The 16515-nt window shown below is 44.4% G+C and carries 8 protein-coding genes and 1 rRNA gene; 3 read left to right on the top strand and 6 right to left on the bottom strand.

Annotation, left to right across the window (positions count from 1 at the left end):
• Window positions 1-23 precede the first annotated feature (23 nt).
• Window positions 24-1560: ribosomal RNA gene (locus tag AC3RV5_RS06505) — 16S ribosomal RNA — on the bottom strand.
• 718 nt (window positions 1561-2278) lie between these two features.
• Between AC3RV5_RS06505 and AC3RV5_RS06500 the strand changes: the two genes are divergently transcribed.
• Window positions 2279-5410, top strand: coding sequence for a S8 family serine peptidase (locus AC3RV5_RS06500; RefSeq protein WP_489731146.1), 3132 nt, complete (start codon window positions 2279-2281; stop codon window positions 5408-5410).
• 687 nt (window positions 5411-6097) lie between these two features.
• Here AC3RV5_RS06500 and AC3RV5_RS06495 read toward each other — a convergent pair.
• The gene (locus AC3RV5_RS06495; protein ID WP_489731145.1) at window positions 6098-6655 is read right to left on the bottom strand and encodes a hypothetical protein; all 558 of its coding nucleotides are present in this window, start codon (window positions 6653-6655) and stop codon (window positions 6098-6100) included.
• A 288-nt stretch (window positions 6656-6943) separates the two neighbouring features.
• Window positions 6944-7750, bottom strand: a complete 807-nt coding sequence (gene pssA, locus AC3RV5_RS06490) for a CDP-diacylglycerol--serine O-phosphatidyltransferase (protein ID WP_489731144.1) — start codon at window positions 7748-7750, stop codon at window positions 6944-6946.
• Between the two features lie 339 nt (window positions 7751-8089).
• Here pssA and xdp1 point away from each other — a divergent pair, with 339 nt between their 5' ends.
• Together xdp1 and prsT are read left to right on the top strand one after the other, a co-directional pair.
• Window positions 8090-8935 (top strand): exosortase-dependent surface protein XDP1, encoded by an 846-nt coding sequence (gene xdp1 / locus AC3RV5_RS06485; RefSeq protein ID WP_489731143.1) that lies wholly within the window; start codon window positions 8090-8092, stop codon window positions 8933-8935.
• A gap of 172 nt (window positions 8936-9107) precedes the next feature.
• A complete protein-coding gene (gene prsT, locus AC3RV5_RS06480) occupies window positions 9108-11897 on the top strand; it encodes an XrtA/PEP-CTERM system TPR-repeat protein PrsT (RefSeq protein ID WP_489731142.1) in 2790 nt (929 codons plus the stop codon).
• A 55-nt stretch (window positions 11898-11952) separates the two neighbouring features.
• Here prsT and clpB read toward each other — a convergent pair whose 3' ends face one another.
• The 3 genes from clpB to rluD all read right to left on the bottom strand — a co-directional run bounded on the left by clpB (window position 11953) and on the right by rluD (window position 16380).
• Complete coding sequence (gene clpB, locus AC3RV5_RS06475; RefSeq protein ID WP_489731141.1) at window positions 11953-14529, bottom strand: ATP-dependent chaperone ClpB; 2577 nt, start codon at window positions 14527-14529, stop codon at window positions 11953-11955.
• Between the two features lie 108 nt (window positions 14530-14637).
• Entirely contained in the window at window positions 14638-15393 is a 756-nt protein-coding gene (pgeF, locus tag AC3RV5_RS06470; protein WP_489731140.1) for a peptidoglycan editing factor PgeF, read from the bottom strand.
• A gap of 3 nt (window positions 15394-15396) precedes the next feature.
• Window positions 15397-16380 (bottom strand): 23S rRNA pseudouridine(1911/1915/1917) synthase RluD, encoded by a 984-nt coding sequence (gene rluD, locus AC3RV5_RS06465; RefSeq protein WP_489731139.1) that lies wholly within the window; start codon window positions 16378-16380, stop codon window positions 15397-15399.
• Between the last annotated feature and the right edge of the window lie 135 nt (window positions 16381-16515).

Raw genomic sequence — 16515 nt, 5'->3', positions numbered from 1 at the left:
ACCTGACAAGGTCTGCCTAATAGTAAGGAGGTGATCCAACCCCAGGTTCCCCTAGGGTTACCTTGTTACGACTTCACCCCAGTCATGAATCACAAAGTGGTAATCGTCCTCCCGAAGGTTAGACTAACTACTTCTTTTGCAACCCACTCCCATGGTGTGACGGGCGGTGTGTACAAGGCCCGGGAACGTATTCACCGCAACATTCTGATTTGCGATTACTAGCGATTCCGACTTCACGGAGTCGAGTTGCAGACTCCGATCCGGACTACGATGAGCTTTAAGGGATCCGCTTACTCTCGCAAGTTCGCTTCCCTCTGTACTCACCATTGTAGCACGTGTGTAGCCCTACTCGTAAGGGCCATGATGACTTGACGTCGTCCCCACCTTCCTCCGGTTTGTCACCGGCAGTCTCCTTAGAGTGCCCAACTTAAGGCTGGCAACTAAGGACAAGGGTTGCGCTCGTTGCGGGACTTAACCCAACATCTCACGACACGAGCTGACGACAGCCATGCAGCACCTGTATCTGGATTCCCGAAGGCACTAAAGCATCTCTGCTAAATTTCCAGTATGTCAAGAGTAGGTAAGGTTCTTCGCGTTGCATCGAATTAAACCACATGCTCCACCGCTTGTGCGGGCCCCCGTCAATTCATTTGAGTTTTAACCTTGCGGCCGTACTCCCCAGGCGGTCTACTTATCGCGTTAGCTTCGCTACTCACGGATTAAATCCACAAACAGCTAGTAGACAGCGTTTACGGTGTGGACTACCAGGGTATCTAATCCTGTTCGCTACCCACACTTTCGCACATGAGCGTCAGTTATTGACCAGGGAGTCGCCTTCGCCACTGATGTTCCTCCAGATATCTACGCATTTCACCGCTACACCTGGAATTCCACTCCCCTCTCCAAAACTCTAGCCTGCCAGTTCTAAATGCTATTCCCAGGTTGAGCCCGGGGCTTTCACATCTAGCTTAACAAACCGCCTGCGTGCGCTTTACGCCCAGTAATTCCGATTAACGCTCGGACCCTCCGTATTACCGCGGCTGCTGGCACGGAGTTAGCCGGTCCTTCTTCTGTTGCTAACGTCACAGCTAACGGGTATTAACCGTCAACCTTTCCTCACAACTGAAAGTGCTTTACAACCCGAAGGCCTTCTTCACACACGCGGCATGGCTGCATCAGGCTTGCGCCCATTGTGCAATATTCCCCACTGCTGCCTCCCGTAGGAGTCTGGACCGTGTCTCAGTTCCAGTGTGGCTGATCTTCCTCTCAGAACAGCTAGAGATCGTCGCCTTGGTGAGCCTTTACCCCACCAACAAGCTAATCTCGCTTAGGTTCCTCTTTGCGCGAGAGCCCGAAAGCCCCCTTTGGTCCAAAGACGTTATGCGGTATTAGCCATCGTTTCCAATGGTTATCCCCCACACAAAGGCAGATCCCTAAGTATTACTCACCCGTCCGCCACTCGTCATCTTCAAAGCAAGCTTTGAAATGTTACCGTTCGACTTGCATGTGTTAGGCCTGCCGCCAGCGTTCAATCTGAGCCATGATCAAACTCTTCAATTAAATATTTATCGAACATGAATTTTTGTTGGTAGACACTCATCAAGTGAGTATCCACACAGATTGTCTTGTTATTAATTGTTAAAGAGCGTTTCGCGGCGATGAACACCGTACTTCGATTTCATCAGCGCAAGGTGACGGCCATTCAATGACGTCGCCTAGTTAATCTTTCTGCTTAAGTTGTCCGAAGACCCTCTTAAGCGGGAGGCGTATATTACGTTGTTCGTTTTGGTTGTCAAGGTATTATTTAATTTTAATCTCAAACTAAACCGCCTTGCAACCCGCTAATCTCTTGACTCTTACGAGTCTCGAACCCCCTGCCTGAGCCGGTGTCGTTTCAGCGGTTTAACCTGCTGTCCCGAAGCGAGGTGCGCATTATAGACACCCCGTCGATGAGCGCAACCCTTATTTGCAAATAATTGTTCAACTGCCTGTTTTATATTCAATTGATACACTAACCACCTCATTAGACATATTGCTGAACAACAGCGAAGCGTCCGTTAATTGAACACTTAACTATCCCTTAGAAATGATGAACTGAGAAATATCTTTATTTTTCAATTATATAGCGATGGGGGGAATTATTGATCATTGAAAGGGTTGCTCTTCACAACTAAAGCTTATTATAGTTGGGGAGTGATTTTTACCATTTCGGATAACAGGTCATAAACCACCCTACTAGAAATAAAAAAACAATAACTAGATGAAGGATCAAAACAATATGTTTAGCAACAAGCTTAAAGTGCTCGGCGGGGCATGTTTATTAACTCTCAGTGTTCAAGCAGCGTTAGCCCAGACAGAAGTTCAGCGCAGTCAGTTTACTTTAACTGAAGGCAGTACCAGTAGTGTGGTTGCAAAATCACGCTATATTATTCAGCTGAAAGGAAACCCAGCTGCCTCGATGGGTCAAAGTCAAACTATCTCAGACAGATTTGCAGGTGTCCTAAAAAACGCCAAATACAATCCAAACTCAACAGCCTCAACGATTTATCGGAAGAAATTACGAAACCAGCGAATGAACGTAATGGCAAATGCCGGTATAGCAAAAGCAACCTATCAATACGAACATGCTTTTAATGGTTTTGCTGCACAACTATCAGAAACACAATTATTGAAATTAAAATCCAATCCTAATGTACTTAATGTATGGCCTGAAGAACTATATAAGATGGATACGGCCAATACTCCATCGTTTCTGGGGTTAACTGCTCCTGGGGGATTACATACAAATGGCAATAAAGGTGAAGACGTCATCATAGGAATAGTGGATTCTGGTGTATGGCCAGAAAACCCAAGTTTAGAAGATGCAGGTTTTAACCCCATTGCTGTCACGCGTCAGGATTGGGCAGGTGTTTGTGATACGGGTACTGATCCGGACTTTAGCTGTAATAATAAATTAATAGGCGCGCGCTATTTTAACGCATCCTTTGTACAGAATAATACCTTATTACCCGGCGAGTTTGACTCGCCACGTGATGCTGATGGACATGGTACTCATACACTAACCACTGCAGGCGGAAATGAAGGCGTTAACGGTAATCTGTTTGGGGTCAATACAGGTATACTTTCAGGAATGGCACCAAGAGCCCGTGTTGCCGCTTATAAAGTCTGCTGGAACGGTTCAGATGATGGTAATAGTGGATGTTCAACTGTAGATTCTGTGGCGGCAATCGACGCCGCAGTAGCTGACGGTGTAGATGTAATTAACTTTTCAATAAGCGGTAGCACCACCTCCTCCACCGATCCGGTGCACATTGCGTTTTTTAACGCCGCTAAAGGCGGGGTATTTTCGGCAAACTCTGCCGGCAATAGTGGCCCAGACCCAGAAACTGTCGCTCACAACGTTCCTTGGGTAACCACAGTAGGTGCATCAACTTACGATGGCACGAGCTTAATTAATGTATTAAAAGTTACCTCAAGAGATCCAGAAGAAGCCATCGGCTTTGCAGAAGGTAATATTACAAAAGCATTGGCTCTAACTGGCAGCATAGAAGGGGAACTGGTAATTGCACAGCCTTTGCTAGGTTGTTTTGATGGTGGCAGCGCACCACTTGATAATGCCGCTGAAATTGCAGGTAACATTGCGCTTATTAAGCGAGGTATATGTAACTTCACCGAAAAAGTAGAACGGGCTGAGTTGGCAGGCGCGTCTGCAGTCATAGTATATAGTGACGGACGCCCGATAACTGGCCTGGGTGGTAACGGATCCTATGACATTGCCGGTGTCATGATCAGCACCGAAGACGGTGAGGAGCTAAAAACTTCCATCGATGATGGTGAGATTATCACTGTCAATATGGGGCCGGATATCTTTATTGAACAAACCGAAGTTGGCAACCAAATGGCGGGCTTTTCGTCACGTGGACCTAGCTTAGCAATCGACGATATTATTAAGCCGGATATCACTGCCCCAGGTGCACGCATACTTGCTGGTACCTCTGGTTCCCAGATTGACAACGGTGTGATGGGTGAGTCTTATAAGTACCTCAGTGGTACTTCTATGTCTTCACCCCACATTACCGGTTTAGCCGCATTAATTCGTGAAGTTCATCCAGACTGGTCACCTGCGGCCATGAAGTCTGCAATGATGACCTCTGCCCGTCAAAACGTAACCAAAGAAGACGGTAGCACACCTGCTGACCCTTTCGATTTTGGTGCAGGCCATGTAGTGCCTAATTCCATGGTTGATCCTGGTTTAGTCTATGACATCGGTATTAATGATTACTACGCCTACCTCTGTGGAGCGGGTGAAAGTAACTTTGTTGATGCTGATTTCTTTGGTGGTGCGTGCGCAGCATTGCAAAATGCTGGTTGGTCTTTAGATCCAAGTGATCTGAACCTTGCGTCAATCGCCATTTCAGAACTGGGCTTCCCACAATCTGTTTTACGCGTAGTCACAAATGTAAGTGATCGTGAATCAACTTACACTGCCAATTTACAAACACCAACTGGGGTTGCAGCTGAATTGTTAGTGTACAATTTTGATTCCGAAAGTTGGGAAGTAAGCAATTCAATGACTATCGCCCCAGGCACCAACGGTTACTACCAAGTGGTATTTAATCATGGTGCAGGGGTTGTATTTGACCAATGGCAGTTTGGTTCACTGACTTGGGATGACGGCTCGCACTCGGTACGTAGTCCGATTGCCGTCAAACCTGTACTGCCTCCCAAAGTAGTGGCGCCGGATCAAGTGCAGTTAGTTGCCACGCAACACGCCACGCGCACGACTTTATCGGTACAAACCAACTATAACGGCCGTTTTTTTGCCACAGGCATTGGTATGGACAGTTCGGATGTAATAGTAGACACGGTTGCACAAGATCCCGATAGTACCTTTACGTTCAATGAACCGGGGTTAGGTTTCTTCTTGATTGATGTGCCACAAGGTACGCGCATCACTAAGTTTGCACTTAGAGACAAAGATATGCCTATCGCTGGGATAGATTTAGATCTATATGTCTATGCTTGCCCTACCTTTTCTACTTGTGCTCAGATAGGGGCCAGTGCCGCCAGTGGTTCGGATGAATCAGTACTACTGATTGATCCACAGCCTTTAGAAATAGCTAATGCGGCAACTTACCTGGTATTTGTGCACGGCTGGGGTCTAGCAGGACTGGATTCGGTTGACGCGCCGCTTCATGTATGGAATGTTGATGAATCTGCACCAAAGAGAATGGTAGTTAGAACCCGTACCATCGCCAGAGAAGGCAAAACCAACAGGGTTTACGTGGGTATGACTAAACTACAAGATGGTCAGGACTACCTAGGTGGCGTTATCTATACTGATGAAAACGGTGATGAGAACGGTATGACGGTATTAGAAGTGGAAGCAGACTTCAATACCCCTCAATAGTCGTTATTAACCATTTAAGGCCGTGCAATTGCACGGCCTTTTTTATGCTGAAAATAAGACTGAAATTACCTCCCGTCAATTCCCCTCATCTGCCCCTTAATGCGCTAAAGGTTTAAAGTGCAGCGGCCAGTCAAACTTACTGCCAAAAATATGCTGAGGGTAAAAACAACCTCCTTGTGAAGTTGCGGTTTTAAGCTCTCTTGGTTTATCGAAAGCAATGCAGATCCAACTTGAGCTAAGGGGACGGTTTTGAGAATAAGCCAGCTGTTAATAGCCCAAACATCAGTTTATCAACTGGAATATGTTGCAGTATAAACCTATTGCTATCCATGCTCTTTTGCTCTTTGCAAGTCGACTGTCCCGGGGGGGCAAGGCAAAAATATGAACTCGGCAGGGAAAAGAAGTGTTGCCTTATCGTTTGAATATAAGTGAACAAAAGGGGGACTCGGTCGAATGACCTAGTCGAGTGCCCCTAATAACGCATGATCATGCGACAACCAAGTCTTGTTAAAAATGCTGACACTTAATAGCGCTTTGCCCTACCGCCGCTGTATATGCCGTGGAGTGTTATATATAACACGGCAAGCTCTAACGATATAAAAGAGCATAAATAACCTGACTTTTTATCCACGGAACAGGCAATAAAAAAGGCCTTAAAGGCCTTTTTTAAAATTTCAAAAAAATGAATTAAGCAGTGAATTTTCTACGTGTTACTAAAACCAAACCACCCAACATCAAGATTAACACTGAAGGCTCTGATACGAGTGTAGTCTCACCGAAGGATAAAAATCCAACTACGGATGGGTCAATATCGGAGAAAGAATCGTAAACTTCGAATACATCAAAATTAATTAAAACAGTCTCTTCATTATTAGAAAAATCTATCCCAACAACACCAGAGAAGAAATCGAATTCATCTGTAAATGCAAAAGGGCCACCAAAACCAAAACCAAAATCATCCATCGCGGAAAAAGCTAACCCTGCTAAGGCAAAACTAAAAGTAAAATAAGGGTCATCTTCAGGGGTGATAATACCACCACCTAAGACTAAACCCGGAGAATATCTTAGTGTTCCGAACAATCCACTGTCAGCTTCGGTGATCCCCCATACATTGCTATCGTCAGCGACGTCGATATCAATAAAAACATCTTGGAAAATGACTGCGGCATTGGCCGATATAGAGGTAAATCCGAAGCTTGCGAAAACTAACGTCGCTACCACAGCGATTTTTTTCAAATATTTCATGTCCCATACCTTATTATTTTTTAGTTTAGTGGCTGAATCGTCTTTCGCTCAACCTGAGACAAATTATGCAAAAATTAAACCTGAAAAAAAACTAAATATAAATCAAATAATTAAAAGCAAAAGTTAAAAACGCAAGTTTAATGTGTAAAATATACTGACACTTGAAGGTATTATTGCGGCGCATTTTTTTGTCAAAACGATGCCCACAAGATTTCACATACGCTTTAAGCAAAACCGGGCCTGGATCAGAAATCCAGGCCCGGCTTAACATCTTAATAGAGTGTCTAGTCAGTCCTTGGGTTTATCGGGGTCTGTATTGTCTTCGCTTTCAGATTTGGCGAAATCTGCATCACTTTCATCCGCATCCCCTACTACGTGTTCTAACTTGACCTTGTCCACACTTCTAAAGGTATTAATAGGCCCGGCCAATGCGTATAAGGCGAACACCACAAATAAGACTAATGCAGGCTCAGTGGCCACGACCACAAACACCAACATAATTATTAGTAAGGCAACGAAGGGCACTTTACCGTGCCAATCAACTTCTTTAAACGAGTTATATTTGAAATTACTGACCATTAACATACCCGCCAAACTTGTCACGATAGCCACTATTACACTGTAATCGTTGCCATCAATATCATACTCACCACCAACCCAGACCAAACCGGCCACTAAAGCTGCAGCCGCCGGGCTAGCTAAACCTTGAAAATAGCGCTTGTCGGCCACGCCAATCTGGGTATTGAAGCGGGCAAGCCGCAGGGCAGCGCCAGCTACATATATGAAGGCAGCTAACCAACCAATTTTACCGAGGCCGCTGAGTCCCCAATTATACGCTACCAATGCCGGTGCCACACCAAAAGAGACCATATCTGCCATCGAATCATATTCGGCACCAAATTCACTTTGGGTATTGGTCATCCTTGCCACTCGGCCATCGAGTCCATCAAAGATCATGGCGATAAATATCGCCACGGCAGCGGCTTCAAAGTGGCCGTTCATAGAAGCAACAACCGCATAAAAGCCAGAAAACAGACCCGCAGTGGTTAATAAGTTTGGCAAAAGATAAATGCCTTTACGCTTGGATTCCGACATTACTGTCCCTCTAATATAGTAAGGGCGTAAAGATATCATAAACTGATGATTTGCGTCACCACAGCAAATGTCTGGTAGCAATAATTACGACGGTATTTGCGTTTATACCTAGGTAAAACTGCACATATAGTCTGTCCTCTTAGTTAAGTTTAAACTGACTACAAGAAAAGAGACGGTGCAGCCATGAGAGTGTCAGTAATTTTTACAATCAATGGGTTTATTTTACAAAAACAATTACAACCATTTGATTATTAAATAAAAATACAAAAGGCTCGAATATTGCCTAAAATGGTTGGCAAACATCAAAACGCACAACATTTTCACAATAATGGATAAAAAATGAAGAAAATAATACTGTTTAGCAGTTTAACTATAACGATATTGCTCCTAATCGCAGGCAACGCTAGCGCCAGTACCACCACCTGGCAATGGGATTTAAGACCAGGAAGTACTAATAATAGCGTGCAAACATGTTCTAACAATTGCCCTACGAGCAATTTTTCAGTTACCGATACCAACGGCAGTGACTCGATAACAGCTGATTTGAGTGCCTGGTCAGATACCCAAGGTAATGATGGGGCAGATCCTGATGATAAAGACCCATATATAGATCAAGCACAAATGTATTATTGGGGAAATAGTAACGGCTGGGGCGCAGTTAACTCAGATGAGGGTAGCGGAGATTATCCAGGGCACGCGTTCGATAACCAAGGGAATGCCGGGTACGTGGACTACGATATGGCGCTAGTGAGTTTTGACACTTCAATTGCACTGACAGGAATTGATTTTGGTTGGGTACAAGACGGTGACTTTACCTTATTGGCATTCAATGGCGGTGGCAGTTTCTCAGGTAACAACCTCAATGGGAGTACTTGGGCTAATCAAAAAAATTCAGGTAATTGGCTTACTGTGGGCCAATATAATGGCGGGGTAACTGACAGTTATTATTCTGTTAATGAGGGTAATGTAACATCTCAATATTGGTTAGTTGGCGCCTATAACAGTGTTTTCGGTGCCGCTACTGACAGCCGTATAGATAGCAATGACGATGCTTTCAAAATCAGGCAGCTTAAAGGGATAACTAGCACGGAGAATCCGCCGAGCGAAGTTTCAGCCCCAGCGACTTTAGGTTTAATGTTGTTAGGTTCAATAGGTTTGTTTGCTCGAAGAAGAAAACAATCGTAAACATAACCCTATAAAATGATTAAAAAAAGAGATGGATACCCATTTCTTTTTTTTAATCTAAAAATAAAATTGAGTTATTAGCAGATTTCATTTAATTACACCATTAGTAGGTTATCCAGCGATTTCCGGCATGCACTCAGATAGAGTAGGCATGATATATAAGGCTTACATTATGACATTTCGATTAAAAGCAGTGACTTTATCTTGCTTGATTTATTTATGCACTTTTCAGACTCAGGCTGCCGATCGTTTTTATGAATCTGCCTTACAAGCCTATCAACAACAACAATATGATGCCTCCTATATTTACCTGAAAAATGCGTTACAAGCCAATCCAAAAAACTTGCCGGCCAAATTGCTTATGGGCAAGTTATTAACTCGAAATGGCTATTATGACGAGGCAATTAAAGTTTTCAGACAAGCAATTGAATATAAAATTGATATGAATTTAGTATTATTGCCGTTAGGAAATGTATTAACTTTCAATCAGCAATATCAAGACGTAATCGATTTAGGTAAAGGCTTTAAGCTCACAGATGCAAGTAACTTTGAATGGAAAATGCTATCAGCTACAGCTTACAGTAACTTGAGTAAACCTGACCAAGCCAGAGCAGAATACGATGCGGCATTAAATCTGTCTCCGAATAATACCAGAGCCATTAATAGCCTAGCTTATATGGATTTAAGTGATAATAAGTTAGCCAGTGCAGAAAGGCAAAGTATCAAGTCTTTGAAAATAGCCCCCAACGACCATCGAACCTGGCACCTAAAAGGGAAGATTGCTGAGGCTAATAAAGACCTGTCAGCTGCGATAGACGCCTATCGCATCGCATTAAGAATCGAAGCAGACGACCCTGTCGTCAGACGTTCCTTAGCCTATGCTTTAATTTCCAACGATCAAATAGACGAAGCAAAAACCATCGCCGAGGAGATTATCGCCCAAACACCCGATGACCCATTTGCCATGCTACTAAGCAGTTGGATATTATCTAAAGATGAACAAGGTGAATTGGCCAATAATATTTTGGACAATTTGAGTAACAAGTTAACCTTAGTCACCGATGAGCAATATGACAAACAAGATTCCTTACTGTTCGTCAAAGGCATGACCGAATATGTTCAAGGTAACTTTGAGTTGGCCAGATTAAGTTTAGCCAAATATGTTGAGAGGAACCGTGGCGACATTAATGCCGTAGCGATGTTAGCGGAAATATATATTGCTATGGGCCAAAATGATGCGGCCATGCACATATTGGAGCGCGTAGAAGAACAGTTAACCGATCATTTGGACGTTGCATTAAAGCTTGCTGATTTATATTTAAGAAATGACAAAGATTTCAAAGCTGATTACTGGTTATCAACTCTTCGAGGGATATACCCTGATAATATGAAGGTGATTTTAATGTCGTCAAAAGCACTAGTTGCGCGGGGGAAATTAGACGAGGCAATCAGCCTAATTGAAAAAAGTAACCAAAAAGATCCCAACAATGGTGCATTTCTGATGGCCCGGGGTTTTCTATATATCCAAAATGGCCGCTTTGAAGATGCATTAAAAACCGCCGATATACTCACTGATAATAATGATCGTAACGTGGATTACTGGAACCTCAAGGCGGCGGCTTTACTAAGGTTAGGTAGATATGATGAAGCGCAACAATCACTTGACAATGTATTTGCAATTTCACCTACTCATTTTGCAGGTCGATTCAACCAAGCGATGTTATTGAAAAATACAGTTCGCTTTTCCCAGGCTAAAACGCTATTAAATACATTGGTTGCAGAACAACCGAGTCATAGCGCATCGCAATTACAGCTGGCAATAGTCGAAGCTGAGGACAATGATTTCATTCCAGCTATTACCAGACTTGAAACCTTAGTCATACTTGAATCACGAAATAGAAGTGCCCAACTACTTTTACTCGATATTTACTTGAAGAACCAACAAGCTGATGTGGCACTGCGTCTGGTTAATAAATTAGTCAAAGATTTTCCCTTTGAGCCTGAATTTTCGATCAAAAAAGCTGAAGTATTGATTGCCAACAGGGACATTGATGAAGCCAAATTACAGTTAGCAAAATTGTACAATATGTGGCTGGAAAATCCGCAAAAATTATTTCGCCTAAGCTCAATGCAGCAAAGTGTCAGTGACTATGAGGGCGCTAATAATACATTACTCAAAGCGCTTACATATTTACCGCAGCATTTATTACTTAATTTGGAATACGCTAGATTGAACTTGCAGCTAAATCAAAACGATGTAGCCCAGGAAGTGGCGGATAAATTGGAAAAACAATACGGCGAAAATCCCAGTATTTTTTTATTAAAAGGCGATATAGCTTTAGCTCGGCAAGAATTTGTTCAAGCGCATAACTCTTATACTCAAGCAATTAAATTAGAGAATGACTATCAACTTCCGTTAACTCGACTGTACGAACTTGCGCGCAGAGGAGTCAAAGAGCCAGAGTTCTCGGCTTTGGTTATCCGTTTAGTAGAAGAACAACCGACTAATAACTGGCGAAGAAAAGTACTAGCTGACCATTTGATGAACCAAAACAAGTGGCAAGAGGCTAAATCGCATTATTTAAAATTGGTCGAAAAAGATAAATTGAACGATGACTATTCGATTTTAAACAATCTCGCCAATATCTATATGACTGAAGATTTAACCACTGCTTTAAGTTACGCTAAGAAGGCGGTTGCCAATGCTAGTACTGTACCTGCGGTATTAGATACTCATGGGTGGATATTAGTCAAATTGGAACGCTTTGAGGATGGTTTAGTGTCGTTACGTCAGGCATATGCGACTAATTCTAATAACCCCGCAATTCGCTACCATATTGCCTACACCCTAGATAAATTAGGACGTACTCCTGAAGCTACAGAAGAATTGCAACATGCCTTAGCATCAAAGGTCGCATTTAATGAAAGGCCTGAAGCCGAACAGTTATTATCGACGCTTTAAATGACAATAGCGGCAAGTCCGATGAACTTGCCGCTATTGGTTTAACCATTGCCAATTATTGAATGATTATCCCTTGTTCATTCGCATCTATGCGCACCGTTCCATCGGTGAGCAAGTCACCAGACAATATCCTCTGAGCCAGGGGATTTTCGATCTCGGTTTGAATTACACGCTTCAAGGGTCTCGCGCCGTACACAGGATCAAAACCTGCCTCAGCCAGCTTGTGTAGCGCCGCGTCGGTCACCTCAAGTGCAATACCTTTGGCCTCCAAACGGTTATGTAGGAACTGTAACTGTATCTTGGCAATCGCGGTAATTTGCTCTACGCCTAATGGATGAAACACCACGGTTTCGTCTACTCGATTGAGAAACTCAGGTCTGAAATGATCGTTAAGTACTTCTAGTACCATGTTTTTCATTTGCTCATAATTATTCTCTTTATGTCGCTCCTGAATGATGTCTGAGCCCAAATTCGAGGTCATGATAATAACGGTATTTTTAAAATCCACCGTGCGCCCTTGGCCATCCGTTAGCCGGCCGGCATCTAACACTTGCAGCAAAATATTGAACACGTCTGGATGAGCTTTTTCAATTTCATCCAGTAAAATCACCGAATAGGGTTTACGGCGCACCGCTTCAGTCAAATAGCCACCCTCTTCATATCCCACGTAACCTGGGGGTGCCCCCACTAAACGGGAAACTGAATGTTTTTCCATAAACTCGGACATATCTATGCGTATCATGGAATCTTCGGTATCAAATAAAAAATTCGCCAAAGTCTTACACAGTTCGGTTTTACCCACCCCTGTAGGGCCCAAAAACAAGAAAGAGCCAATGGGACGGTCAGGATCCGACAAACCTGCTCTGGAACGGCGGATCGCATTGGAAACCGCGTTGACCGCTTCACCCTGACCGATCACCCGTTGGTGTAAGGCACTCTCCATGCCCAACAGTTTCGCTTTTTCGCCCTCAAGCATTTTAGACACCGGGATCCCGGTCCAGCGCGACAATACATCGGCAATCTCGTTTTCGGTGACACGACTTTTAAGCAGCTGATTTTCCGTTGTTTTGGATTCGGACTCCGAGGCAAGCTCCAATTTGCTTTCCAGCTCAGGAATACGGCCATACTGCAATTCCGACATGCGACTTAGATCCGATGCACGACGGGCAATTTCTAAATCCAGTTTGGCCTGTTCTAAATCTGCCCGGATATTCTGGGTACCCTGCATGGCCTGTTTTTCAGATTTCCAGATGGTTTCAAACTCAGAAAATTTATGTTCCGCTTGTTCACGCTCCAGCTCAATTAACTCAAGTCGTTTGTGGCTGGCTTCATCCTTTTCTTTGGCCAAGGCTTGTTCTTCAAGTTTTAACTGAATAATGCGTCGCTCTAGCCTGTCCATGTCTTCCGGTTTGGAATCCATCTGCATGCGAATACTGGATGCGGCTTCATCAATTAAATCTATGGCTTTATCGGGCAGTTGGCGATCGCTGATGTACCTATGGGATAACGAGGCGGCGGCCACTATGGCCGGATCGGTTATTTGAACCGAATGATGTAACTCGTAGCGTTCTTTCAAGCCTCTTAATATGGCGATGGTATCCTCAACACTTGGCTCTTCCACCAGTATTTTTTGGAAGCGACGCTCCAGGGCTGCATCTTTTTCAATAAACTGCCGATATTCATTCAGTGTAGTGGCACCCACACAATGCAATTCGCCTCGCGCCAGGGCTGGTTTGAGCATATTACCTGCATCCATTGCCCCCTCGCCTTTTCCGGCCCCTACCATGGTGTGCAGCTCATCAATAAACAGAATGACCCGGCCTTCTTCTTTTGCCAACTCGTTAAGTACCGCTTTAAGACGCTCCTCAAATTCTCCCCGGTATTTAGCGCCGGCCACCAGCGCCCCCATATCCAGAGACAATACGCGCTTATTTTTGAGCCCTTCGGGCACTTCAGAATTTATAATACGTTGCGCCAACCCTTCGGCAATCGCGGTTTTGCCCACGCCTGGCTCACCTATTAACACCGGATTGTTTTTGGTTCTACGCTGCAGAACCTGAATAGTACGACGAATTTCATCATCACGGCCAATAACCGGATCGAGTTTGCCCTGTTCGGCGCGCTCGGTAAGATCCGTGGTAAATTTCTCCAAAGCTTGGCGCACATCTTCAGCGTTAGGATCCGTAACTTTTTGCCCACCCCGCATAGATTCAATAGCTTGTTCAAGCTTGTCTTCAGTCGCTCCCGTCTGACGTAACATATCTCCTAACTTGCCTTTGTCCTGCAAAGCAGCCAGTACAAATATTTCCGAGGTGATGTATTGATCTTTACGTTTTTGCGCGATCTTGTCACTCAGATTCAGCAAGGTGATGGTATCCTTGCCCATTTGCACATCACCACCAACCCCTTCAACTCGCGGTAGTTGGTCTACTGCCTTAGCCAAAGCAGAGCGCAAGGCATTAACGTTCATTTTGCCATGATCGAATAATGAGCGAACTGACCCCCCCTGCTGGTTAAGCAGCGCAGTCATTAAATGCACAGGTTCAATATATTGATGGTCACGGCCAAGTGCTAATGACTGGGCATCTGAAATGGCTAGTTGAAATTTGCTAGTAAAACTATCTAAACGCATGGGGCAGCTCACTTAATTTTATAGAGTATTAACTAAACTATTAATGGGTGCTAACAAACAGATATTCAAGCAGGATTTCACTTTAGACACGGCAATTGTTGAGCTACATCAATGTTTTAAGCTAGGCCCTGGCTTGATGTAAATACCCGATACCATTCTGCCGGTATGAATAATCCCTTGATGGGTACTTCTTCGATGAGAAAAAAATAGCTCGGGCTCAGCGTAAGTACAGTATTGCCCACCGAATACGTCATGCACCCCTGTGGCGACTAACTTTTCTCGGGCGATTTGATACAGATCGGCCATGTATTTATCTTTGTGCTTAGTACTTTTAAACGCACCAGAATAATTCCCCAAGGCACTGCGCACGTTTTCTCCCACTTCGAAGTGTTGCTGACTGATACTCGGGCCGAGCCAGGCCAAAACTTCACTTTTTTCACAGTCGAACTTTTGCAAGGTATTTTCGATAACTCCTGCGGCTAATCCTTTCCAACCCGCGTGCACGGCTGCCACTAAGGAGCCGCTTTTATTACACAATAAGATAGGTAAACAGTCTGCACTCATTACGGCACAAATGATCCCAGGCATAGCGGTGTAACCCGCGTCAGCGGCCATATTTTGACGACTTGCACTGGTCAGTTCAATACAAGTTGCACTATGGATCTGCTTGAGCCACATGATATTTTGTGTATGAGGTAATAGATCACGATTGGCATTAACCAAGTTAAGATCGTCCCCCACATGGGGCCCAACATTCAACGAGTCATAGGGTGCATGACTAAATCCACCACCTCTGGTGCTGCAAAATGCCTTCACATTTAATGGAGCTGGCCATTCGGGGGTTATGAATTTAGGTTCGGCCATGCATTATTCCATATCATCCATATTCAGTGCCGTGTCTTGTTTGAGCACCTGCAGTAAGTGCACAAAATCCTCAGGCAGAGGCGCCTGGAATTTCATCCATTCACCCGTCACCGGATGTTCCAGTTCTAGCTGTATGGCATGTAATGCTTGACGGCGAAATCCGCGTATAGTTTCAATCATCTCATCACTAGCCGCTTTGGGTAGACGGGGGCGACCACCGTAGGCCTGATCTCCCACCAAGGGGAAACGTAAATGTGACATGTGCACACGTATTTGGTGGGTACGTCCAGATTCCAGTTTCAAGCGCAGATGGGTATGGGCGCGAAATTTCTCTTTGACTCGGTAATGGGTCAATGCGGGTTTGCCAGATTGCACCACAGCCATATTGGTGCGCTTAGTCGGGTGACGCCCAATGGGTTCATCTACGCTGCCGCCTGCCACCATAGTGCCATATACCACGGCTTCATACTCACGGCTGATGTTACGAGCCTGAAGCTTTTCAACTAAGTGTGTTTGCGCGGTAATGGTCTTGGCTATAACCATAAGACCAGTGGTATCTTTGTCCAAACGATGGACTATTCCTGCCCTGGGTACCATGGCAATGCTTGGCGCATGGCTTAATAAGGCATTCAGCACTGTACCATCTGCATTACCGGCGCCCGGGTGCACCACTAAGTTAGCAGGCTTGTTGATAACCAGAATATGCTCATCTTCGTATACGATATTCAGATCGATAGTTTGGGCTTGGTGCTGAGCCTGAATTTCAATAGTTGCATCAATTTCAATCAGCTCCTCCCCAAGCAATTTTTCTCTTGGTTTGTTCACAACTTGGCCGTCCACCGCGACTTGATCAGCTAATATCCATTCTTTTAGTCGAGAACGTGAATAATCGGGGAACATTTCCGCCAAAGCTTGATCTAATCGTTTACCTAATAACGTGTGCGGCACCACTGCCTGTAGTTGTATTTTTTCATAGCTGCTAGACATGCAAAGAAGACCCTAATAGTGTTTCGGAACGATTTATATGTGCATAGCCCAATACGCTAGGTTAGAATACGCGACAGTTATCGGTTCAATAAAACCCTATTCTAGCGGATTTTTAACGTAATGAATCGCATACCG

The sequence above is a fragment of the Paraglaciecola sp. IT1134 genome (assembly GCF_058068185.1).
This window is presented reverse-complemented; position numbering and strand designations above follow the sequence as displayed.

Coding starts and splice junctions, on each gene's coding strand:
- pssA (WP_489731144.1), bottom strand. CDS start 7,750: ATGTCGGAATCCAAGCGTAAAGGCATTTATCTTTTGCCAAACTTATTA.
- AC3RV5_RS06495 (WP_489731145.1), bottom strand. CDS start 6,655: ATGAAATATTTGAAAAAAATCGCTGTGGTAGCGACGTTAGTTTTCGCA.
- AC3RV5_RS06500 (WP_489731146.1), top strand. CDS start 2,279: ATGTTTAGCAACAAGCTTAAAGTGCTCGGCGGGGCATGTTTATTAACT.
- prsT (WP_489731142.1), top strand. CDS start 9,108: ATGACATTTCGATTAAAAGCAGTGACTTTATCTTGCTTGATTTATTTA.
- pgeF (WP_489731140.1), bottom strand. CDS start 15,393: ATGGCCGAACCTAAATTCATAACCCCCGAATGGCCAGCTCCATTAAAT.
- xdp1 (WP_489731143.1), top strand. CDS start 8,090: ATGAAGAAAATAATACTGTTTAGCAGTTTAACTATAACGATATTGCTC.
- clpB (WP_489731141.1), bottom strand. CDS start 14,529: ATGCGTTTAGATAGTTTTACTAGCAAATTTCAACTAGCCATTTCAGAT.
- rluD (WP_489731139.1), bottom strand. CDS start 16,380: ATGTCTAGCAGCTATGAAAAAATACAACTACAGGCAGTGGTGCCGCAC.